20 protein-coding genes are annotated in these 22,305 nt (G+C 71.8%); 6 read left to right on the top strand and 14 right to left on the bottom strand.

The window, feature by feature from the left end; genetic code table 11:
- Entirely contained in the window at positions 1 to 1,413 is a 1,413-nt protein-coding gene (locus tag IEX37_RS03740; RefSeq protein ID WP_188754905.1) for a LasA N-terminal domain-containing protein, read from the bottom strand.
- Between the two features lie 558 nt (positions 1,414 to 1,971).
- On the opposite strand from IEX37_RS03740, the gene IEX37_RS03735 reads away from it, so the two are divergent.
- Together IEX37_RS03735 and IEX37_RS03730 are read left to right on the top strand one after the other, a co-directional pair.
- A complete protein-coding gene (locus IEX37_RS03735) occupies positions 1,972 to 3,273 on the top strand; it encodes a UDP-glucose dehydrogenase family protein (protein WP_188754904.1) in 1,302 nt (433 codons plus the stop codon).
- Complete coding sequence (locus IEX37_RS03730) at positions 3,270 to 4,199, top strand: glycosyltransferase family 2 protein (RefSeq protein ID WP_188754903.1); 930 nt, start codon at positions 3,270 to 3,272, stop codon at positions 4,197 to 4,199. Before IEX37_RS03735 ends, IEX37_RS03730 begins: the two co-directional genes overlap by 4 nt.
- A 13-nt stretch (positions 4,200 to 4,212) precedes the next feature.
- On the opposite strand, the gene IEX37_RS03725 is transcribed toward IEX37_RS03730, so the two are convergent.
- The 8 genes from IEX37_RS03725 to IEX37_RS03690 all read right to left on the bottom strand — a co-directional run bounded on the left by IEX37_RS03725 (position 4,213) and on the right by IEX37_RS03690 (position 11,668).
- Complete coding sequence (locus tag IEX37_RS03725) at positions 4,213 to 4,974, bottom strand: ABC transporter ATP-binding protein (protein WP_188754902.1); 762 nt, start codon at positions 4,972 to 4,974, stop codon at positions 4,213 to 4,215.
- Positions 4,974 to 5,834, bottom strand: a complete 861-nt coding sequence (locus IEX37_RS03720; RefSeq protein WP_229663047.1) for an ABC transporter permease — start codon at positions 5,832 to 5,834, stop codon at positions 4,974 to 4,976. The genes IEX37_RS03725 and IEX37_RS03720 overlap by 1 nt, the downstream gene beginning before the upstream one ends.
- A gap of 97 nt (positions 5,835 to 5,931) precedes the next feature.
- Positions 5,932 to 7,014, bottom strand: coding sequence for a glycosyltransferase (locus tag IEX37_RS03715; protein WP_188754900.1), 1,083 nt, complete (start codon positions 7,012 to 7,014; stop codon positions 5,932 to 5,934).
- 81 nt (positions 7,015 to 7,095) lie between these two features.
- A complete protein-coding gene (locus IEX37_RS03710; protein ID WP_229663046.1) occupies positions 7,096 to 8,538 on the bottom strand; it encodes an LCP family protein in 1,443 nt (480 codons plus the stop codon).
- Positions 8,535 to 9,002, bottom strand: a complete 468-nt coding sequence (gene purE / locus IEX37_RS03705) for a 5-(carboxyamino)imidazole ribonucleotide mutase (protein ID WP_188755098.1) — start codon at positions 9,000 to 9,002, stop codon at positions 8,535 to 8,537. The genes IEX37_RS03710 and purE overlap by 4 nt, the downstream gene beginning before the upstream one ends.
- A 105-nt stretch (positions 9,003 to 9,107) precedes the next feature.
- Positions 9,108 to 10,226 (bottom strand): 5-(carboxyamino)imidazole ribonucleotide synthase, encoded by a 1,119-nt coding sequence (locus tag IEX37_RS03700; RefSeq protein ID WP_188754899.1) that lies wholly within the window; start codon positions 10,224 to 10,226, stop codon positions 9,108 to 9,110.
- A 66-nt stretch (positions 10,227 to 10,292) separates the two neighbouring features.
- Positions 10,293 to 10,853: a PH domain-containing protein gene (locus IEX37_RS03695; RefSeq protein ID WP_188754898.1), complete on the bottom strand. Its 561-nt coding sequence runs from the start codon at positions 10,851 to 10,853 to the stop codon at positions 10,293 to 10,295.
- Positions 10,854 to 10,912: 59 nt separating this feature from the next.
- Entirely contained in the window at positions 10,913 to 11,668 is a 756-nt protein-coding gene (locus IEX37_RS03690) for a biotin--[acetyl-CoA-carboxylase] ligase (RefSeq protein WP_188754897.1), read from the bottom strand.
- 99 nt (positions 11,669 to 11,767) lie between these two features.
- On the opposite strand from IEX37_RS03690, the gene IEX37_RS03685 reads away from it, so the two are divergent.
- Complete coding sequence (locus IEX37_RS03685) at positions 11,768 to 13,381, top strand: acyl-CoA carboxylase subunit beta (protein WP_373286244.1); 1,614 nt, start codon at positions 11,768 to 11,770, stop codon at positions 13,379 to 13,381.
- Positions 13,378 to 13,617 (top strand): acyl-CoA carboxylase subunit epsilon, encoded by a 240-nt coding sequence (locus IEX37_RS03680; RefSeq protein WP_229663045.1) that lies wholly within the window; start codon positions 13,378 to 13,380, stop codon positions 13,615 to 13,617. Before IEX37_RS03685 ends, IEX37_RS03680 begins: the two co-directional genes overlap by 4 nt.
- A 262-nt stretch (positions 13,618 to 13,879) precedes the next feature.
- Here the strand turns inward: IEX37_RS03680 and IEX37_RS03675 are convergent, their stop codons facing one another.
- The 4 genes from IEX37_RS03675 to IEX37_RS03660 form a co-directional block, all read right to left on the bottom strand.
- Complete coding sequence (locus tag IEX37_RS03675) at positions 13,880 to 14,914, bottom strand: hypothetical protein (RefSeq protein ID WP_188754895.1); 1,035 nt, start codon at positions 14,912 to 14,914, stop codon at positions 13,880 to 13,882.
- Positions 14,911 to 16,146, bottom strand: coding sequence for a sensor histidine kinase (locus IEX37_RS03670; protein WP_188754894.1), 1,236 nt, complete (start codon positions 16,144 to 16,146; stop codon positions 14,911 to 14,913). Before IEX37_RS03670 ends, IEX37_RS03675 begins: the two co-directional genes overlap by 4 nt.
- A gap of 2 nt (positions 16,147 to 16,148) precedes the next feature.
- Entirely contained in the window at positions 16,149 to 16,796 is a 648-nt protein-coding gene (locus tag IEX37_RS03665) for a response regulator transcription factor (protein ID WP_188754893.1), read from the bottom strand.
- A gap of 94 nt (positions 16,797 to 16,890) precedes the next feature.
- Positions 16,891 to 18,186 carry a class I SAM-dependent RNA methyltransferase gene (locus tag IEX37_RS03660; protein WP_188754892.1) on the bottom strand — a complete coding sequence of 432 codons (1,296 nt, stop codon included), beginning with the start codon at positions 18,184 to 18,186 and terminating at the stop codon, positions 16,891 to 16,893.
- Between the two features lie 62 nt (positions 18,187 to 18,248).
- On the opposite strand from IEX37_RS03660, the gene IEX37_RS03655 reads away from it, so the two are divergent.
- The gene (locus tag IEX37_RS03655; RefSeq protein WP_188754891.1) at positions 18,249 to 18,896 is read left to right on the top strand and encodes a Maf family protein; all 648 of its coding nucleotides are present in this window, start codon (positions 18,249 to 18,251) and stop codon (positions 18,894 to 18,896) included.
- 86 nt (positions 18,897 to 18,982) lie between these two features.
- Positions 18,983 to 20,752: an acetyl/propionyl/methylcrotonyl-CoA carboxylase subunit alpha gene (locus tag IEX37_RS03650; RefSeq protein ID WP_188754890.1), complete on the top strand. Its 1,770-nt coding sequence runs from the start codon at positions 18,983 to 18,985 to the stop codon at positions 20,750 to 20,752.
- A gap of 42 nt (positions 20,753 to 20,794) precedes the next feature.
- On the opposite strand, the gene IEX37_RS03645 is transcribed toward IEX37_RS03650, so the two are convergent.
- Positions 20,795 to 22,246 (bottom strand): NAD(P)H-quinone dehydrogenase, encoded by a 1,452-nt coding sequence (locus IEX37_RS03645; protein ID WP_188754889.1) that lies wholly within the window; start codon positions 22,244 to 22,246, stop codon positions 20,795 to 20,797.
- Between the last annotated feature and the right edge of the window lie 59 nt (positions 22,247 to 22,305).

Here is a 22,305-nt window from a genome sequence, read left to right as displayed (position 1 = left end):
CTAGATCGTCAGCCAGCGGCACGCCAGCGTGTGGTTGACGCCCACCCCGATGTTCTCCGCGATGAGACAGACCCTCTGCGTTCCGCGTGAGAGGGGGATCTCGCGGTAGAACGCGTGGTTGGCACCGTAGAGCGGGTTGTTCGCGCCGACGTCGACTCGCCATTCGTTCGCCAGGATAGTCCTCCGCCAGACACCGCCGACGTGGACGTGCACCTTCACGGTGCCCGTCGTGTCCGGGTCGATGGCCCAGCCCTTGACATAGACGCCGCCGGGGACCGGACGGAACTCGTTCACCCATCCGAACGGGTTTCCGCTCCGGGGCGTCTCCCAGCTGCACCCGAGGGTTCGGTTGCTACCCGCCCCGACGTTCTCGGCGATGAGGCACACCTTCTGGGTTGTGAGCCCCGTGAAGGGGACCTCTCCGGAGAACGCATGGTTGGGACCGTAGTCGGGGTAGTTGGCGCCGATATCCGTGCGCCACTGGTTTGCGAGGAACGTCTTGCGCCAGACCCCGCCGACGTGGACGTGGACCTTGATCGGCCCGGTCGTGTCCGGGTCGATCGCCCAGCCCTTGAGGTAGATCGTGCCGGGTCTCGGAGTGAACTGATTGACCCAGCCGAAAGGGATCCCCGAGATCTGCTGCGTGGATCCGAACCAATCCGTGAAGTAGTTGTAGAAGTTGCGATTGCCGTACGACGAGCACGCGTCGCCCTCGCCGTATCCGGCGTTCAGCGCTGCCCGATTCGGCTGATACGGCGTGTAGTAGTAGAGACTCGCGGTGGCCTGGTTCTCGATGTGCACCGGAGCCGAACCGCAGGAGGCGTCGGGGTGGTAACGGACGTTCGACGTCCTTCCGACGGGATACCAGTTGAAGTAGGAGTCCTTGGCGTAGATCTGCATCTGTCGCGCCGCGCCGTAGACCTGGTTGAAGAAGCCCGCGTAGCGCGCGTCACACGCGGCCGTGTCCGGACAGGCCATGCCCATCGCCCAGGTGTAGCGCCAATCGCTGGGCCAGTGGTGCGTCACGAGGCTCTGCTCCTTCTGAAGCATCACAAGCAGCACCTGCGGATTGATCGCGCACGCTTGCGCCACCTTGTGGATGATGCGTGCGGCAGTTTCGTTCGCACCCCCTTGATAGGCGCCGCAGTACGCGTCCGCCGCGCGCGACGGGGTCGTCTGCCGGAAGTCCTTAAGGCAGGTGTAGCCGGGATCGCAGCGCGGGACGCGCTCGTTCAGGAACGTCTGAATCTGCGTCTCGGTCATCGTCGACCGCGCGTAGAACACCGTGTCGCTGATGATGTTGCCGGGTGTGAACCCGCTCAGCGAGAACAACTGCACCCCAGCTCTGCTGTTGCGCCGTTCGATCTGCAGGATGGCCTCGTCCGGGGTCACGTCCCGCGCGAGCCGATCCATTTGCTGGTCCGTCAGCGGAGCGTTTCCCGACCCCACGCCGGGTTGACTCGGGGGCACAGCGCCGGTGTCACCGTCGGCGCGGCCGTCGGGGGATGTCGGCGCCGCCGGCGGAACCCCGGCGTCACGGTCCTCGACGGGCTGCTCCGGATCCGGAGTCGGCTCCTGCGGCGGTGGGGCGCCCTCCTCCGGCAATGGGGCAGGCGAACGCGTCGGGGCCGGCGAGACCTCTGGTGTCTGGGCGGGCTCGGGAGTCGCCCCTGGAGTGACGGCGCCTGCCGCCGGGCCGAGCGCGGCGGCAGGCGCCGGCGACATCAGGGGCGCGGCGGCGAGGGCGACACCGACGACAGCGAGGAAAGCGACGGTCAATCGAGTGGCACGGGAGATCGACCGGCGTACGGCTCGAGGGGGCATGTGGTCAGTGTTGCAGATGGGACGCACTGGACAAAGCGAGACCCGCGTTCCCCGTCAGCGCACCGCGCCCCGCGTGGGAGGATGGGGGGCGGTGTCGCGCGGGCTGCCTTCTCGCGCGCGAGCACGCGAGAAAGGGAGCACTCGGGAATGAAGCTGAGCGTCATCGGATGCGGATACCTCGGTGCCGTGCATGCGGCCGCGATGGCCTCGCTGGGGCACGACGTCGTCGGCGTCGACGTCGACGTCGCGAAAATCGCCAAGCTGGCCGCGGGCGAGACGCCCTTCTTCGAGCCCGGCCTGGCGGAGATCCTCTCCGCGGGCCTCGGATCCGGCCGCCTCGCGTTCACTACTGACATGTCGGCCGTCGCGGACGCGGAGGTGCACTTCGTCGCTGTGGGCACTCCCCAGCGCAAGGACGGCGCCGGCGCGGACCTGCGCTTCGTCGATGCGGCGATCGACGGGCTGATCCCCCACCTGGCGCCCGGTTCCCTCGTCGTGGGCAAGTCGACCGTCCCCGTCGGCACCGCCGCCCGGCTCGCAGCGCTCGTGGACCCGACGGGTGCGCGGCTCGCCTGGAACCCGGAGTTCCTGCGGGAGGGTTTCGCGGTTCAGGACACGGTGCGACCGGACCGGCTCGTCTACGGCGTCGCTGAAGCATCGCGGGAGCAGGACACTGCGGTCCTCGACGCCGTCTACGCCGCCGCGATCGAGGCGGGGACGCCTCGCATCGTGACCGATTACGCCACTGCGGAGCTCGTGAAGGTCGCCGCCAACTCTTTCCTCGCCACGAAGATCAGCTTCATCAACGCGATGGCGGAGATCGCCGAGGTCACGGGTGCGGATGTCACGATGCTCGCCGACGCCATCGGGCACGACGCGCGCATCGGACGCCGCTTCCTCAACGCCGGCGTCGGATTCGGCGGCGGATGCCTGCCGAAGGACATCCGGGCGTTCGCCGCGCGCGCCGAGGAGCTCGGCAAAGGCGAGTCCGTCGCCTTCCTCAAGCAGGTCGACGAGATCAACCTGCGGCGGCGGCAGCGGCTCGTCGATCTGGTCGTCGACTCGTTCGACGGTCAGGTGTTCGGCCATCGTGTCGCCGTGCTCGGGCTCGCCTTCAAGCCCGACTCCGACGACATCCGAGACTCCCCCGCGCTGGATGTCGCCGTCCGTCTGAAAGGCCTGGGTGCGGAGGTGATCTCGCACGATCCGGAGGCGGTCCCCAACGCTCGCCAGATGCACCCGCAGCTCGAGTATGCGGCCTCCGCGACAGACGCGCTGCGCGGCGCCGAGGCCGTCGTCCTCGTGACGGAGTGGCGTGAGTACCGCGAGCTCGACCCCGACGCCACGGCGGCGCTCGTCTCCCGCCCCGTCGTGTTCGACGGGCGTAACGCCCTCGACCCGATCCGGTGGCGAGCCGCGGGGTGGACGTACACGGGCATGGGGCGATGATGTCGGAGCCACTCGTCGCGATCATCGTCCGCACCAAGGACAGGCCCGCCTTCCTCGCACGGGCCCTTGAGAGCATCACGGCCCAGACCATGCCCGACTGGGAATGCATCGTGGTGAACGACGGCGGGGACCCCGGCGCCGTGGACGACCTGCTCCGGGGTTTGCCCGAGCAGCACAGGAGCCGCGTACGGGCGCTGCACCACCAGGCCCCTCGCGGCCGCTGGGTGAGCGCGAACGCCGGCGTGCTGGCGACCTCTGCGCCGCTCCTCGTCCTCCACGACGACGACGACACCTGGCACCCGGAGTTCCTCGAGCGCGCCGTGGCCTACCTCGACAGCCACCGGGGCCGTGGCGGCGTGGTCTCCCGGATCGAGATCGTCTGGGAGGAGCGCCGGGGCGATGCCTATGTCCCGGTCCGACGGGAGGTGTTCCAGCCTCACCTGCAGGTGCCCACCCTCGGCGACACACTGCTGTTCAACCGTTATGTGCCCATCGGATTCGTCTACCGCCGCAGCCTGCACGAGGAGCTCGGACTGTACGACGACCGGCTCCCCGTCGTCGGGGACTGGAACTTCAACCTCAGAGTGCTCTCGCGGGGGCCGCTCGACTACCTGGGCGACACCCCTTACGCGTACTGGCATCAGCGCGAGGGCGACAAGGGTGCGACGGGCAACAGCGTGATCGCTCTGCCCGGCACGCACGCGAAGTACGACGCGCTGATCCGCGACGAGGCGCTGCGCGAGTACGTCGGCGAGCACGGCCTCGGGCTCGTGCTGTACCTGACGAAGTTCATGGACCGTCGCTTCGTCGAGGTGGAGCACGGCATCCGGGACGAGATCGCGCAGCTGCGTCACGAGCTCAGCCGCCTCAACGTCGTGGCACGCGGATACGACAAGCTCCGGAGGGTCGTCCGCCGCGAGCGTTGATCCCGCGCGCAGCTCAGTGCGGCGTCGTGCGGATGACGTGCACGGCCTCCTCGATGGGGCCGTCGAAGAGCAGCTTGCCCTTGTGGATCACGATCCCACGCTGGCAGAGCCGCTGGATCGTCGACATGTCATGGCTGACGACGAGCATCGTGACGCCCCGCGCGGTCAGCTCTTCGATCTTCGCGTAGCACTTCTCGCGGAACGGCGCATCGCCGACCGAGAGCACCTCGTCGACCAGGAGGACGTCCAGATCGACGTGGATGGCGACCGAGAATGCCAGGCGCATGAACATTCCCGACGAGTAGTGCTTCACCTCCTGGTCGATGAACTCGCCGATCTCGCTGAACGCGACGATGTCATCGAAGCGCTCGTCGATCTGCTTCTGGTTCATGCCCAGGATGGCCGCGTTCAGGTAGACGTTCTCGCGACCGGAGAGATCGGGGTGGAATCCCGCACCCACCTCGATGAGGCCGGCCACGCGACCCCGCGTGAAGACGCGTCCCTCGTCGGGCTCCAGCACGCCGGAGACGAGCTTGAGCGTCGTCGACTTGCCCGAGCCGTTGAACCCGAGCACGGCGACCGACTCGCCCTCGCCGATCTGGAAGCTCACGTCGTCGAGTGCGTTGAACCGGTCGGCCCGCACCTTCTTGCGCTTGATCCAGCCGATGAACGCCTCCTTGAAGGAGTGCGTGTTCCGCTTGAGGAAGTGCTTGGTGACGTGGTCGATGATGATCGACGGCCGCTTGTCGGTGGTGGCGATGAAAGTACCGGACATCACAGATCCTGAGCGAAAGAGCGTTCGAAGCGCCGGAAGACCGCCTGGCCCACCAGCAGGAAGGCGATGCAGATGCCGATGGCTCCCAGGGCGTAGAGCTCGAAGTGCGGCGGGAACCCGTGCCAGTCCCCGACCGTCGGGCGCCAGAACCCGTAGTGGAACAGCTCAACGGCGATGGTGATCGGATTGACCATGTACACGTACAGGACCCACTCCGGGAGGTTGTCGCGGATCAGCACCCACGTGTAGAGCACGGGGGAAGCCCACGTGGCGAGCATGCGGAGGATGTCGACGAAATTCTGCGCGTCGCGGAAGCGGACGTTGAGGCCGGCGAAGAAGAGCCCGAGGCCGAGGCTCGCAGCGGCGAGGATCGCGATGCCCAGCAGGATCGCGATGATCCCCATCAGCGAGGGCACCCACCCGTAGAGCAGCACGACGAGCACGAGGATCGCCAGCTGCGGCAGGAAGTGCACGAACGCCCCGATGATGGCGGCGACGGGGAACAGCTCGCGCGGCAGATAGATCTTCTTGACGAGCGCGCGGTTGTCGACGATCGATGTCGTCGCGTTGCCGAAAGCCTCGTTGAAGTAGTTCACCGCCACGAAGCCCGCGAAGAGGTACGCCGGGAAGTTCTCCAGCCCCCGGTCCATCCCGAAGATGAACCCCATGACGAGCCAGTACACGAGGAACTGGATCAGCGGCTTCACGTAGGACCAGGTCCAGCCGAGCGCCGAGTTGCGGTAGCGCGTGGCGGTGCCCTTCCGCACCAGCAGCCTCAGCAGGAAGCGCCAGCGGAGGACGTCGAGGATCCCGCGGCCTCGGCCCGGGACGTCGTACTCGGAGAGATCAACCGTCGTCACGCGCTCGCGCCCCGAAATGCCAACCCGCAGAAAGTCACACTGGATCCTATAACGCCGCCGTCGCGCAACCTGGAAGTGCACCCTCAGAGGTGCGCCCTCACAGGTCGGCGTGCACCTGCCACACGCGCTCGGCGGCGCCCTGCCAGGAGAACGCGCGCGCCCGGTCCTGCGCGAGCACGCGCAGCCTGTCGCGGCCGTCGCCGAGCGCATCGGCGACGGCGTCCTCCAGGTCCGGCTCCGGAACGACGAGCCCGCCGTCCAGCACCACCTCGCGGTGGACGTCCGAGTCGGTCGCGACGACCGGGGTGCCCATCGCCATCGCCTCGATGACGCGCCACGGCCACGCGCCCCGCGCGGACGGCGCGAGGAACCCGCCCGCGGCCGCGAGCACCGCAGCACGGTCGCCGTGGTCCAGGCCCGACCGGGGATGCACGCGCTGCTCGGCCACGCCCGAAGCGGCGGCCAGCTCGGTCACGGCTGCCTCCTCCCCCTCCGGGACGTCGATGATCACGATGTCGAGCCCTGTCGGGGCGGCCGCGCGCAGTCCCGCCGCCAGTCCGTCCGAGGGGGCGACCCCGCCGGCCATCACGAGGTATCCCGATCCGACCCGGAGGTCGCGTCGACGCGCCTCGGCGTCGGACGGCGCGGCGAATCCGTCGGGCGCGGCGCCCGCGATGACGTGCACCCGCTCGCCGAGCTCGGCGTGGGAGGCGAGCCGCTCGGCGATGGCGTGCGTGGGCACCACCACGGCGTCGGCGTACCGCGCGGCGCGCCGCAGCATCGCGCGCTCCCAGATCACCTGGGCCCGGGGCATCTCCTCGGGGGCCTCCCACGCGCGCAGGTCCCACAGCGTGACGACCGTCTGGTCGTGGTCGTGCACCCGATCGTGGCGCACGAGCGGCGCCATCAGGGTCGGCGAGTGGATCATGCCGCCGCCCACACCCGCCACGACGCCGAGCTGCCATGCGGCCGCCGTCTCGCGGCGGCCGAGAGGCAGGCGCCGGCCCTCGTCAACGCCGGGCAGCACGGGCATCCAGCCCGCCGGGGCGATCGCCTCGACGCCGCACCCGCCGGGCGCCGCCTCCGCCAGGGCCAGCGCGAGCGACCGCGAGGCCATCGCGAGGTCGGGGTCGGTCGCGGAGACCAGCTGATCGAGCACGATGCGCAGCCTGACCGTCATGCCTCGAAGCGTAGCGAGGCCGGCCGTGAGAACGCCCCGCCGCGCCCCGCGCGTCGCCCACGCGGGTGCCTCAGCAGGACGCTACTGCGGCTCCTCCGTCGGAGTGGGCGGGTGCAGCGCGGCACGCACCATCTCGCGGATGGCGACGTAGTCCGGCTGCTCCTGGTCCACCACGGGAGGGATCAGCTCGATGGTCGTGATCGGCTGCTCCTTGGCCTTGAGGGCCAGCTCGAGGAAGTGCGGCAGCATCGACTGCGGCACGTCGGTGTCCACCAGGTTCGTTCCCGCCTCCGCGACCTCCTGGAAGCGCGTCAGCACCGTCGTGGGGGTGAACTGCCGCAGGATCGCCTCCTGCAGCTGGCGCTGGCGCTGCATCCGGTCCCAGTCGCTCGTGGTGTAGCGCGAGCGGGCGTACCACTGCGCCGTGTCGCCGTCCATGCGCTGCAGGCCGGGCTCGATCCAGCCGATGGCCCACGCGTCGGCCGACTGCCCGGGCCACGCCGGGCCCCACCCCTTCGGCAGCCGCTCGCTGACCTCGATCTCGACGCCGCCGAGCGCGTCGATCAGATCCGCGAAGCCGTGCATGTCGATGAAGACGTAGTACGGGATCTCGATGCCCAGCGCGCCCTCCGCGGCGTCCTTGGTCGCCTCGACGCCCGGCGAGGAGCCGTGGCGGGCCGCGTCGGGGTAGAGCGCGTCGCCGTCGCGGCACAGCTCCACCTCGGTGCGCAGCTGGTTGATCCCCGACCCCCAGCCGCACTCGGGGTCGTACTGGCCGACGTGCCCGTCGGGATACAGGTCGCGCATGGGGCCTTCGCTGAACGGCGCATACGGCAGGTCGCGCGGGATGCCCGTGATGGTCGCGGCACCGGTCTCGGCATTGATCGACACCACGGAGATGCTGTCGAACCGCATGGAGTCGCGCCCGTCGCCGCTGTCCGCACCGAGCAGCAGGATGTTGTAGTAGCCGTCGCTGGGCGCCACGGGCGGGCCGCCGAGGCCGAAGATGGAGCCCAGCGCCTCGCGGGCCGTGCCGATGGTGCTGGTGGCGTACGCCCCCGCGCCGCCCGAGACGACCAGCAGCACGATCGCCAGCAGCGCGATCCCGAATCGGGCGGCCGGCCGCGCCTTCACGAGCCGGGCCAGACGCAGGGTGTCGATGCCGAGCACGATCCACAGCAGCGTGTACCCGCCGGCGAGGATCTGGGCGATCAGGAGCGCGATCGGGTTCAGCAGCACGGTCGTCAGCCCCTGCCGCCACAGGAAGTAGCCGAGTGCCAGCAGGACGATCACGGTCCAGAGCAGGAGGGTCGCCGCGAGTCCGAAGCGCCCGAGGCGCCGGTTGCCTGCGAGCACCTGGGCCGAGCCGGGGATGAGCCAGCCGATCAGCACGAGCCACCAGGCCCGGCGGGTCATCACGTGCGGCGAGGCGGCGTTCGGGAACCGCAGCGGTCGCTGCTCGATCAGCGCGCGTCCGCGCGACGTGGGCGCTGCGCCGCGCTCGGGCGCGCTGATCGCCGTCACAGCGAGCCTTTCAACCGCGCGTTCTTCTCCTCGACCTGCCGCTCGAGGTCTCGGGCGTACTGCTCGACGCGTTCGGCGATCGCGGGGTCGCCGGCGCCGAGGATGCGCGCCGCGAGCAGCCCGGCGTTGCGCGCGCCGTCGATCGACACGGTCGCGACCGGGATCCCGGCCGGCATCTGCACGATCGACAGCAGCGAGTCCATCCCGTCGAGCGACTTCAGCTTCACCGGCACGCCGATCACGGGCAGGGCCGTCACGGACGCCAGCATGCCGGGCAGGTGCGCGGCGCCGCCCGCGCCGGCGATGATCGCGCGCAGGCCGCGGGCGCGGGCCTCGCGCCCGTACCGCATCAGCTTGTCGGGCGTGCGGTGGGCGGAGACGACCTCGACCTCGTGCGGGATGCCGAACTCGGTCAGCGCCGCGGAGGCGTCCGCCATCACGCGCCAGTCGGAGTCGGAGCCCATGACGACACCGATGAGCGGGGCGTCGGAGGCGGAGGAGTCGGTCGAGTGCAGCACGCGTTACAGGCTAGGGCCAGATGCTGGAAGTTCCCGAGCGCGACCCGTCGCTCAGGCGAAGAAGCCGGCGGCCGCCCGCGCCTCGTACACGATCCGGTCGAGGTCGTCACCCGTCAGGTTGACGTGGCCGACCTTGCGCCCCGGACGCGGGGCCTTGCCGTACGTGTGGATCCTGGCCGCGGGATGCTCCGCCATCGCGGATGCGAAGCGGTCGGTCAGCCCCGCATCGGCCGGGCCGCCGAGGATGTTGATCATCACCGCCCAGTCGGCGAGCGGATCGGTCGCGCCCAGCGGCAGGTCGAGCACGGCCCGCAGGTGCTGCTCGAACTGGCTCGTGACGGCGCCGTCCTGCGTCCAGTGGCCGCTGTTGTGAGGACGCATCGCGAGCTCGTTGACCAGGATGCGCTCGTCGGCCGTCTCGAACAGCTCCACCGCGAGCATGCCCGTCACGCCGAGTCCCTCCGCGATCGTCACGCCGAGCCGGGCGGCGGCCTCCATGAGGCGCTCGCTCGCGCGGGGCGCCGGGGCGATGACCTCCGCGCACACCCCGTCGCGCTGCACGGTCTCCACCACGGGATACGCCGCGACCTCGCCGCTCGCGCGGCGCGCGACCTGCTGCGCGAGCTCCCGCGTGAACGGCACGAGCTCCTCGGCGAGCAGGGGGCCGTCGACGGCGGCGAACCAGTCGGCGGCCTCATCGGGTGCCGAGACCACGCGCACTCCCTTCCCGTCGTAGCCGCCGCGCGGCGTCTTCACGACAGCGCGCCCGCCGTGGGCGTCGAGGAACGCGCGCAGCTCGGCCTCGCTGGCCACGGCGGCCCAGTCGGGCTGCGGCGCCCCGAGCTCGGCGAGGCGACGGCGCATGACGAGCTTGTCCTGCGCGAACTGCAGCGCGTCGGGCCCCGGATGCACCGCGATGCCCCCGTCGACGAGCGCGCGCAGGACGGGCTGGGGAACGTGCTCGTGGTCGAAGGTCACGACGTCCACATCGCGCGCGAACGCCGTCACCGTGTCGATGTCGCGATAGTCGCCCACGGCCGTGGCCGCGAGCGCGGCCGCCATGCCCTCGCCTTCCGCGAGCACCCGCAGCTCGACGCCCAGCTCGACCGCCGGGGCGATCATCATCCGCGCGAGCTGTCCGCCGCCGATCACGCCGACACGCATCCCCATGGAACCTCCGCTTCGTCCGTCTCCATCTTCCCGCATGCCGCCGACGGCGCGGGCCACGCGGGCCGGCTACGGAGCGACCGCGCTGGCGGCGCCGAACGAGAACCCCTGCGAGTCCCGGTGCGCGAGGATCTGGTTCATCTCGACATGGTCGGCGAGCACCTCGCCCACCAGTCCCGGGCCCGGGACGTCCCTCAGCACGAGCTGGCCCTCCACACCGTCCGAGAGCGTGAGCGTGCCGGTCCCGCGCATCCGCTGCAGGATGCCCCGCCGCGTCGCGATCGTGTAGCCGCGGGCGTGCGACAGCTCGGTGCGCGTGCGCGCGAGCAGGCCCCGGCGCGCGATGACGCGGCGCGTGGTGATCGTGTAGGTCCGGGAGAGCCAGACGAGATACGGGAGCACGACGCCCAGAAGCACGAGCGCTCCGGCGGCGGCCAGCAGCATCCAGTCCTCGAACGGCGCCGGCAGGTTGCCGAGCAGATACCCGACGGCTCCCGCGACGACGATGAGCAGCAGGGCCGACCAGATCAGCTTCCCGGCGTGACCGCGCACGGTGGCGACGACGAGCTCGGGCGCGGGCGCGCCGGGCGGCGGCGTCACGGGTCGCGCCCCGGGGGTCGGCTGGCTCACCCCTTCATTGTCCATGTCGGACGCGGGCGCCGGACGTGCGTGACGCCGCGTGTCGGCGGTCAGCGGACGTGCACGACGTCGCCCGCGGACACGGCCTGTCCGGGATCGCCCACGAGCAGCCGGCCGTCGGCCTCCAGTGCCCGGGCGATGCCGCGCAGCGCCGAACCGTCGGGCAGGGACACCGTGACCTCGCGCCCCAGGGTCAGGCAGGTGGCCGAGACGGCGCGGTGGATGCCCGCGGCGACGGCGTCGCCCGCGGCGAGCGCGCCGAGCATCCGGTCCAGCGCCGTGAGGTACGCGGCCACGAGCGCGTCCTCGTCGCAGCGCACCCCCAGCACGGCGAACGACGTGGCCGACGCCACCGGGAGCTCCTCCGCCGTCATCGCGGTGTTGATGCCCGCGCCGACCACGACCGCATCGGGATCGGTCGTGCCCTCGGCGAGAATGCCGCACAGCTTGCGCCCCTCGACCAGGACGTCGTTGGGCCACTTGACCCCGACCTCGCGGTCCGGGAGCTGTGCTCGCACGGCGCCCGCCATCGCGGTCCCGGCGATGAGCGGGATCCACCCCCGGACCGCCGCGGGGATGCGCGGCACGCGCACCAGCACCGAGATCGCCAGGGCGGCGCCCGGCGGGGCCTGCCAGACCCGGTCGAGCCGGCCGCGGCCGGCCCGCTGATCCCCCGTGATCCGCACACTGAGATGCGGCAGCACCGCCCCGTCCCGCACCGCCGCCACCAGGTCGGCGTTGGTCGATCCGGTCGCCTCGACCTCGTCCCACCGTCCGGCGACGGCCCGCGCCCTCTGGAACCCCACCCGGTCACCCTAGCGCCCGCTGCACGCACGACACTCGACACAGGATCGGGCGCGGCATTGTGCTCGGGCTCCAAGGGCCGCCGGAACGCCGCGGATAGGGTGGAACGCGTGACGGAACCGGATCTCCCCCCGCAGGCACCGCAGGTCTCGACCCAGGACAAGATCGACGACCTGCGGGCGCGCTATCACGAGGCCGTCGTCGCGGCCGAGGAGAAGGCGCGCGAGAAGCAGCATGCCAAGGGCAAGCTGACCGCGCGCGAGCGGATCGAGCTGCTGGTCGACCCCGGCAGCTTCGTCGAGCTCGACGAGTACGTGCGGCACCGCACGACGGCGTTCGGCATGGACCGCTCGCGCCCGTACGGCGACTCGGTCGTCACGGGCGTCGGCACGATCCACGGCCGCACGGTCGCCGTGTACGCGCAGGACTTCACGACGTTCGGCGGCTCGCTCGGCGAGGTCGCCGGCGACAAGATCATCAAGGTGATGGAGTTCGCCCTCCGGGGCGGCATGCCCGTCATCGGCATCCTCGACTCCGGCGGGGCCCGCATCCAGGAGGGCGTGGTCGCGCTGGGCAAGTACGGCGAGATCTTCCGCCTCAACACCGCGGCGTCGGGCGTCATCCCGCAGATCTCGATCATCATGGGCCCCGCGGCCGGCGGTGCCGTGTACTCCCCCGCGCTGACCGACTTCGTGATCATGGTCGACAAGACCAGCCAGATGTTCGTCACGGGTCCCGACGTCATCAAGACCGTCACGGGCGAGGACGTCGGCATGGAGGAGCTCGGCGGCGCGCACACGCACAACACCCGCTCGGGCGTGGCCCACTACCTCGCCGAGGACGAGGACGACGCGATCGACTACGCACGCACGCTGCTGGGCTACCTGCCCGACAACAACATGGCGGAGGTCCCGGCCTACGAGAGCGACTTCTCGTGGGAGACGACGGATCCCGACCGCACGCTCAACACGATCGTCCCCGACTCCCCCAACCAGCCGTACGACATCCACGAGGTCATCTCGCACATCGTGGATCGCGGCGACTTCCTCGAGGTCCAGCCGCTGTTCGCGCCCAACATCGTGATCGGGTTCGGCCGCGTCGAGGGCCGCACCGTGGGCATCATCGCCAACCAGCCCTCGCAGATGGCCGGGACGCTCAACATCGACGCGGGAGAGAAGGCCGCCCGCTTCGTGCGCTTCTGCGACGCGTTCTCCGTGCCGATCGTCACACTCGTGGACGTGCCCGGCTACCTGCCGGGCACCGATCAGGAGTGGACCGGCGTGATCCGGCGCGGCGCGAAGCTGCTGTACGCCTACGCGGAGGCCACCGTGCCCCTCGTGACCGTCATCCTCCGGAAGGCGTACGGGGGTGCCTACATCGTGATGGGGTCGAAGCAGCTGGGCGCCGACATCAACCTCGCCTGGCCCACGGCCGAGATCGCGGTCATGGGCGGCCAGGGCGCGGTCAACATCCTGTATCGCGGCGAACTCAAGCGCGCCGAGGAGGCCGGCGAGGACATCGCCACGGTGCGCGCTCGGCTCGCGAGCGAGTACACCTACAACGTCGCCTCGCCCTTCCTCGCGGCCGAGCGTGGGGAGCTGGACGGCATCATCGAGCCCGCGCAGACGCGGGTGTCGGTCGCCAAGGCGCTCCGGGCGCTGCGCGGCAAGCGCGCCGAGCTGCCGCCGAAGAAGCACGGGAACATCCCGCTGTGACCCGGGAGATCGGGCAGCACGCCGGCGAGCAGGACCCGCCGCGCGTCGAGGTCGTGCGGGGCCGGCCGACCGAGGAGGAGCTCGCGGCGCTGCTCGCCGTGGTGGGCGAGGCGTACACGCGGGAGGCCGCGGAGGCGGTGGCCGACGAGCCGCGGCCGTCCGCATGGCAGGTCAGCCGCCGTCGCCTGAGGCGACCGCTCGCACGAGACCTCCCGTGGGGCCGGTTCTCCGGCTGACGCATTCCGTCCGACGCCGCGTCCCCCGCGGGACGGAAAGTGTCCCCCAAAATACCTACAGACGGGGAACTTGCGCCCCGCCCATACTTGAGAGCGGAAACGCTTGCGCGTTGGCCGACTCATCAGCCCCAAGGGTTTGGCAGATGATCGTTCGGCCCCCGATGCGGACGGTTTTCGGGTAACCGCTCCGCACCCGGTGGGGGTGGCATCGCCACCCCCACCCTTCTTTTTCCGCTCCCCCGGCGCGCCGGGACCGACGGCGTCAGGCGAGCGCGCCGGGCGGGCGCCGAGCGATCTCGCGCCACAGCAGGACGTCGTCCTCGTCCGTGAGGCCCTCGCCCGCGGCGGAGCGGCCGACGATCGTGAGCGCGACGTCGGGATCGGGGGCCGAACGGATGATGATGCGCGCGGCGTCGGCCTCGCGCAGCGTCTCCGCCAGCTCGCGACGGATGCGGGCCAGCGCCTCGGGCGACAGCCCCTCGAGCCCGCCCTCATCGAACACGGTCACGGCCGCACCCCGGCGCCGCGCGGCCGTGATCGCCTCGCGGACGTCGTCGTCGAGGAGCCGGGCGCCGCGCAGCTCGTCCCGCAGCCGGCCTTCCGCCAGCCGCGCCGCCACGCGCTCCTCCTCACTCAGGTGTCCGCCGGATGCGATCACGCGCGAGAGCACCGGTCCTGCGACCTCGAGCGCGTACTGCACGCGCTGCCGGCGCTCCTGCCGGCGCACCGACTGCGACGCCTGCCACGCCGAGGTTGCCTGCTGCAGCGCGGCGAGCCGCGCCGTGTCCCGATAGGCGCGATCGGTGAAGATCCGCAGCAGTTGCGCGAGCGCGACCCACACGGCCGAGCCCACCAGACCCAGTGACAGTGCCGCCTGCGCCCCGAGCATCCAGATGGACTCGACGGCGAGCACGCCGATCCCGATCCACGCGGACACGGGTCGGCGACGGGCGCAGAGGATGGCCATCACGGCGCCCACGGCCCCGAGATACCACGTCGCGTGGGAGTCCGCGCGATGCGCCGGCACGGTGCTCAGGGTCACGAGGGGCGGGATCAGGGCCGCGCCGATCATCGCCAGGACGACAGCGCGCATGGGCGCCGCGGATCCGCCGCGCTCGCGCTGCCCTCCCGGCGGCTCGACGTACAGCGCGAGAACCGTGACGACCAGGTAGATCGCCACCGCCGCGATGTCGAGCGCGAGCTCCCGGATGCCCTCGGGCCGCACGAGCCCGCGGATGGCGAAGTACGCCGTGAGTGCGAGCGCGATGCCGTTGAGCACGCGCCGGACGCTCCTCACGAGACCTCCCCCGTCCACGTGAGGGTGACCGTCGTGCCGGACGAACCCGACCCGACCTCCGCTGTGCCACCCACGGCCGTCATGCGCGCGATGATCGATGCACGGATCCCGAGCCGATCGGCGGGGATCGCCGCGACGTCAAGCCCCGGGCCGTCGTCGCTCACGTCGACGCGTACGCCGTCGCCGGCCGCCGCGACCGTCACGCGGAGCCCCTCGCCGTGCGCGTGCTGCACGGCGTTCGCGATGGCCTGAGTCGCCGCGAGCACGACCGCGCGGGCCGCCCGGCCGGGGACGACCGCGCGCTCGTCGGCGCCGACCCGCACGACCTCGAGCGGCACGCCCAGACCCCTCGCCGACGACTCCACCTGATCGGCGATCCAGGCGCGCGAGACCGGCTCGTCGCTGCCCTCGGGGTCGTCCGACTCGGCGTTGGCGAGCCGCGTGAGTGCCTCCCTCGCCATCGATACGGCCAGCTGGCGGGCACGCGGAGAATCGGCCCGCTCGGCCGCGATGAGCGCGGCGAGCACGCTGTCGTGCATGAGCGCCGCGACCGCGACGCGCTCCTTCTCGGCGGCATCCGCCGCGCCGGCCCGCGCGTATGCCGCGACCGCCTGGTCGCGCGCCGCGTCGACGCCGGTCGCGAGGCTGCGCAGCATCCAGGCGACCGTGACGAAGACGCCTCCGAGGATGAACGCGACCGACACGTCATAGCCGACCGCCACCCAGAAGGGAGCCTGGAAGCCGCCCTTGATGAGCCGGCCGAGGGCGAACAGGACGGGCATGAGCACCGCCCACGCGATCTGCCAGCGCAGCGGGAAGGCGATCAGCGTGCTCGCGCTCGCCACGTTGATCAGGTAGAAGGTCCAGGGCTGCTCCTCGGGACCGCGTATCGAGCCCGCCGTGGCGAACGGCCACGCGAGCAGCACGACCAGGTAGACCCAGGCGAACAGGCCCGCCCCCACCCGCACCGCGCGGCCCAGGAGCGACAGCACCACCATGGCGCCGAGCGAGGCGAAGGTCGCCGTCGCCAGCACGATGTGCGGAACGCTCGCGCCGACCTCGCCCAGCGCGGCGACGAAGGCCTGCGTGCCGAGGGCGGCGGCGCCCGTCCCCGCGACGATCTGGATGATCCGCTCCATGCGGCCGGCCGTGTACTGGCCGGGCGAGGCGACGTTGAGGCCCGCCGGCGGGAGCGTCCCCCACGCCTCGTCGATGGCCCCCTGGGCGGTCACCCTCACTCCTCGGCAGGAGCTTCGACGATGCCGTCCTCCATCGCGCGGCGCAGCAGGTCCACCTTCGTGGGCGCGGGCCGGCCGACCTCGATGTACTTCATCCGCACGCGCGTGATGTTCTCCTTGGCCGTCGAGTACGCCACCCCGAGCCGATCCGCGACGACCTTGAGCGGCAGTCCCGCCGCGTACAGCCTCAGCACCTCCCGCTCGCGCACCGACAGCTGCGCGTCCGCGAACGCCCGGTCGCCCTCGACGGCGCTCGCCCACTCCACGTTGTTGAGGGGCTCGCCGCGGGCGGCGGTCCGCACGGCGCCCAGCACGTCGTCGAGCGGCGACGCCTTGCTGACCACGCCCACGGCGCCCGCCGCGAGCGCCTCTCGGACGGCGGCCGGGCGGTCGGCGACGGAGTGGATGATCACCGCGGACTCGCCCGCCAGGCGCGTGACGTTCTCCGTCACGGTCGTCCCGTCGCCGAGCGTGAGATCCAGCAGCACGACGTCTGCGGGCGGCGCGCCGGTCTCCTGGCGCCAGGCCACGTACTCGGCCACGCTCGCGCCCGCGAAGGCGATCTCCTGTCCGTCGGCCTCGATCGCGGCGACGAGCCCGAGCCGCACGGACTCATGATCGTCGATGAGGGCCACTCGGGTCATGGCGCCAGCCTATGACATGGGCGCCGCCGTCTCCGGGCGCCCGGGCGTCGCGCCGCGGGCGCCCCGAGCGCACGGACGAGCGTCGCAGCCGGCGTCAGCGGCCGAGGACCGCGACCGCCTCGACGTGGTGCGAGTTCGGGAACAGGTCGAACGCGGCGATGCTGCGCAGCTCGTATCCGAGCCCCCGGAAGTACCCCACGTCGCGCGCGAGCGCGACCGGATCGCACGCGACGTAGGCCACCCGGGCGGGTCCGAGATCGGCGAGCGACTCGACCACCTCGCGACCGGCGCCCGAGCGCGGCGGATCGAGCAGCGCGACGCCGCGCGCGAGCATCTCCCGGTCGAACAGGCTCGCCTGGGCCCGCAGCCGCGACAGGAACCTGTCGACCCTGGCGCCGACCGCCTCGGCGCCCAGGTCGGCGAGGTTCGTCTCGGCGTACGCCGAGGCACGCGGGTCGGACTCGACGGTCGTGAGCCGCGCGCCTCCCGCGAGCTCGCCGAGCGCCGCGGCGAACAGGCCCACCCCGCCGTAGAGGTCGAGGTGCCACGCGTCGCTCGTGACCTCGCCGAGGGCGTCCCGGACGGCGCGGTCGAGCGTGGCGGCGGCAGCGCGGTGCACCTGCCAGAAACCCCCGGCCTCGAGCTGGAACTCCCTCTCGCCGACCCGCTGGACGACGACCTCGGACGCCGCATCATCCTGCGCAGGGCGCGGACGGCGTCCTCCTGCCGGCCGCGCGGGGCGGCGGATCGTACGGACACCCCCGTCGTCGGGCTGTACGAGATCGACCCGTCCCGGAGCCGCGCTCCGCAGGGCGAGCGCGACCGCGGCGACCTCGGGCGTCGCGAGCGGGTGGGATCCGACCGGGATCACGGTGTGGCTGCGCGAGGCGTACGGACCGATGCGACCCTCGTCGTCGACGTGCAGGCTCACGCGGGTGCGGTATCCCGTCCCGTCGGCGGTGTCGCCGACCGCGGGGTGCTCCGCGCCGAGCACGGCCTCCGGCCCGACGACCGGGGCATCCACCGCGCCTCCCGCGAAACGCTCGAACGCCTCGCGCAGCACCTGCGCCTTCAGCTCGCGCTGCCGGGCGAGCGCAACGTGCCCGAAGTCGGCGCCGCCCGGTCGCCGCTCCGGCGCGTTCGCGACATCCGCCTCCGGCCACACGTGGGGTCGCCGGTCCGGCGACGCGTCCAGCACCTCGAGCACCTCACCGCGGGCGAACGACTTCTTGACCTCGCCGATCCGCACGCGCACGCACTCTCCCGGCAGCGCGTCGGGCACGAACACGACCCGGCCCCGGCTGTCGTCGCTCGCCCCGTGGCGCCCGACGAAGACGCCCCCGTGCGCGACCCCGGTCACGTCCAGCTCGATGATGTCCCCGCTCTGCATCCTTCCATCGTCCCACGCACACCCTCCCCCGGCTCCCACCCCCACCCCATAAACTCGCCCACATGCAGGTCTGCCTCGCGTCGACGTCCCCTGCCCGGCTCATGCTGCTGCGGCAGGCGGGGATCGAGCCGGTGACGATGTCGCCGGAAGTCGACGAGGAGGCCGTGATCGCCGAGACCGAGGCGCGCGAGGGCCGCACCCTGCCCCCGGCGGAGCACGTGCTGCTGCTCGCGCGCCGCAAGGCCGGGGACGTGGCCGCGAGGATCCCGACCGAGCACGCTGGGTTCGACGGGATCGTGATCGGCGGGGATTCGATGTTCGAGCTCGACGGCGCGGTGCACGGCAAGCCGTACACGGCCGAGGCGGCGACCGAGCGGTGGCGGCGGATGCGCGGGCGCACCGGCACGCTGCACTCGGGCCACAGCGTGGTGCGCGTCTCGCCCGGGGCCGATCCGGTCGAGGTCCACGCCACGGCGGCCGCGGGCGTCACGTTCGCCTCGGACGTCGACGAGGCCGAGATCGCCGCCTACGTCGCCACGGGCGAGCCGCTCCACGTGGCGGGGGCCTTCACCGTCGACAGTCTGGGCGGCGCGTTCATCGAGCGGGTGGAGGGCGATCCCTCGACCGTCGTGGGGATGTCGCTGTCGACGATCCGACGGCTCGTGCGCGAGCTCGGCCTCGCCTGGCCGGGGCTGTGGAACCGCGCCTGACCTCGTAGACGAACCGACACGTTCCCGCGCTTTTCTTGTGGGGTGGACTCAAAGGCGCCCCGGGTCCCGTCGGTAGGCTGAAATCCATGCCTGCCATCGCCAAGGTGCTCATCGCGAACCGCGGCGAGATCGCCGTCCGCATCATCCGCGCGGCCCGCGACTCGGGGATCTCGTCCGTCGCCGTCTACGCCGATCCCGACCGGGACGCGCTGCACGCCCGGCTGGCGGACGAGGCGTACGCGCTGGGCGGCGAGACGAGCGCGGAGACGTACCTGCAGATCGACAAGATCCTCTCCGTCGCGCGGCGCTCGGGCGCCGACGCCGTCCACCCCGGCTACGGCTTCCTCGCCGAGAACGCGGACTTCGCGCGCGCCGTGCAGGCGGCCGGACTCGTCTGGATCGGGCCGTCGCCCGAGGCGATCGAGGCGCTCGGGGACAAGGTCACCGCGCGCCACGTGGCCGAGAAGGTCGGCGCGCCGCTCGCCCCCGGCACCCCCGGCCCCGTCGCGAGCGCCGACGAGGTCGTCGCGTTCGCACGCGAGGTGGGTCTGCCCATCGCGATCAAGGCCGCGTACGGCGGGGGCGGCCGCGGGCTCAAGGTGGCCCGCACGCTCGAGGAGATCCCGGAGCTGTTCGACTCCGCGACGCGCGAGGCCGTCGCGGCCTTCGGCCGCGGCGAGTGCTTCGTCGAGAAGTACCTCGACCGGCCGCGCCACGTCGAGACGCAGTGCCTCGCGGACGCGGCGGGCAAGGTCGTGGTGATCTCGACGCGCGACTGCTCGCTGCAGCGCCGTCACCAGAAGCTCGTCGAAGAGGCTCCCGCGCCGTTCCTGACCGACGAGCAGAACGAAACCCTGTACGCGGCGTCGAAGGCGATCCTCCGGGAGGTCGGCTACACCGGCGCCGGCACGTGCGAGTTCCTCATCGGCGCCGACGGCACGATCTCGTTCCTCGAGGTCAACACACGCCTCCAGGTGGAGCACCCCGTGTCCGAGGAGGTCACCGGGATCGACCTGGTGCGCGAGCAGTTCCGCATCGCCGCGGGCGGCACGATCGACTACGACGACCCGACGCCCGTGGGCCACTCCATCGAGTTCCGCATCAACGGCGAGGACCCCGGTCGCGGGTTCCTGCCCCAGCCCGGCCCCATCCACGTGTTCAAGACGTTCGGCGGGCCCGGGGTGCGGCTCGACTCGGGCGTCACGGCCGGCGATGTCGTGGGCGGCGCCTTCGACTCCCTGCTGGCGAAGATCATCGTCACGGGCCGTGACCGGGCCGAGGCGCTCGAGCGCTCCCGGCGCGCGCTCGACGAGTTCGAGGTCGCGGGTCTGCCGACCGTGCTGCCGTTCCACCGCAAGGTCGTGCGCGACCCCGCCTTCACCGCCGAGACCGGCGCGTTCGGCGTGTACACGCGCTGGATCGAGACCGAGTTCGTGAACGACATCCCGGCGTGGGACGGCGAGGTCGAGGCGCCCCAGCCGGCCGAGGCCCGTCACACGGTCGTCGTCGAGGTCTCTGGCAAGCGACTCGAGGTGAGCCTGCCCGACCGTATCGCCCAGGCCCCCGGCGCGCAGGGCCGACCGGCGGTCGTGCCGCCGTCGCGCCGCAGCCACCAGGCGACGTCCGTCTCGACGGCCGCGTCCGGCGACACGCTCAAGTCCCCCATGCAGGCGACGGTCGTCAAGGTCGCGGTCGAGGAGGGGCAGCAGGTCGTCAAGGGCGACCTGGTCGTCGTGCTCGAGGCGATGAAGATGGAGCAGCCGCTGCAGGCGCACAAGGACGGCGTGGTCCGTGCGATCGACGCCACACCGGGAACGACGGTCCCCGCGGGCCACCAGCTGCTGCAGATCGTCTGACCCGGCGACCCTTGCGCCGCGAGGGCGCGGGCGCGCCGGGGCTCAGGCCGGGTCGAAGCCGCTCGTGTCGACGTGGTGCATGGCGCGGGCCGCGTCCGTGATCGAGCCCGTGAGCGACGGGTAGGCGGCGAAGGCCCGCGCGAGCTGATCCACCGTCAGGCGCCGTTCGACCGCGAGCGAGATCGGGAAGATCAGCTCGGATGCCTTCGGAGCGACGATGACGCCGCCGATCACGGTGCCGGATCCGGTGCGGGCGAACAGCTTCACGAAGCCGTCCTTGACGCCCATCATCTTGGCCCGCGGGTTGGCCGCGAGCGGCAGGGTGTAGACCTCGCCGTCGACCACGCGCTCGTGGATGTGACGCTCGGTCCACCCGACGGTCGCGATCTCGGGGTTGGTGAAGATGTTGGACGCGATCTTGCGCTCCTCGAGCGGGATCGCCGTGTCGCCCATCGCGTGGAACACGGCCGTGCGCCCCTGCATGGACGCGACCGAGGCGAGCGGCATGAGGGTCGTGCAGTCCCCCGCCGCGTAGATGTTCGGCACCGACGTGCGGCTGACCTTGTTGACCCGGATGTGCCCCGACTCCGTCATCTGCACGCCCGCCTCCTCGAGGCCGATGCCCCCCGTGTTCGGGATGGCGCCGACGGCCATGAGGCAGTGAGACCCCTCGATCACGCGGCCGTCCGCGAGGGTCACCACGACGCCGTCGCCGGTGTTCTCGACCTTCTCGGCGCGGGCCTTCGCCAGCAGCGTCATGCCCCCTCGCTGGAACACCTTCTCGAGCACCTTGGCCGCGTCGGCGTCCTCGCCCGGCAGCACCTGATCGCGACTGGAGACGAGCGTCACCTTGGCGCCCAGGTTCATGTAGGCCGAGGCGAACTCGGCGCCCGTCACGCCCGACCCGACCACGATCAGGTGTTCCGGCACGGCCGTGAGGTTGTAGAGGTGCTTCCATGTGAAGATCCGGTCGCCGTCGGGCCGCGCGGCGGGCAGCTCGCGCGGCGTGGCGCCGGTCGACACGACGATCGTGTCGGCCTCGATGCGGTCGAAGTCCGTGCCCTCGGGGCCCGTCGACACCACGACCGCGCCGTCGCCCTCGAGGCGTCCGTGGCCCGCGATGATCTTCACGCCGGCCTCCATCAGGCGGCTGCGCATGTCCTCCGACTGCTGCCCGGCGAGCGCGAGGAGGCGCTTGTTGATCGCGAGCAGGTTGATGGCGATCTCCGGCCGCAGCGGCTTGCCGTTGTCGCCCCGCGCGTAGAACTGCACGCCGAGCTCGCCGGCGCCCGCGATCGACAGCGCGGCGTCCGCCGTGGCGATGAGGGTCTTGGACGGCACGACGTCCGTGATGACCGCCGACCCGCCGATCCCCGCCCGCTCGACGACCGTCACGTCGGCGCCCAGCTGGGCGCCCGCGAGCGCCGCCTCATATCCGCCGGGACCTCCTCCGAGGATCGCGATCCGCTGCCTGCGCTCGAAATCAAAGACCATGGCCCCATTCTTCCCCACCCGCGGGGTCCTGCCAGCCCCTTGACGCCCGCGCGCGTCCA

The sequence above is a fragment of the Microbacterium album genome (genome assembly GCF_014643695.1).
GTDB lineage: Bacteria > Actinomycetota > Actinomycetes > Actinomycetales > Microbacteriaceae > Microbacterium > Microbacterium album.
The sequence above is the reverse complement of the archived record's forward strand: the minus strand, read 5'-3'. Positions and strand labels throughout refer to the sequence as shown.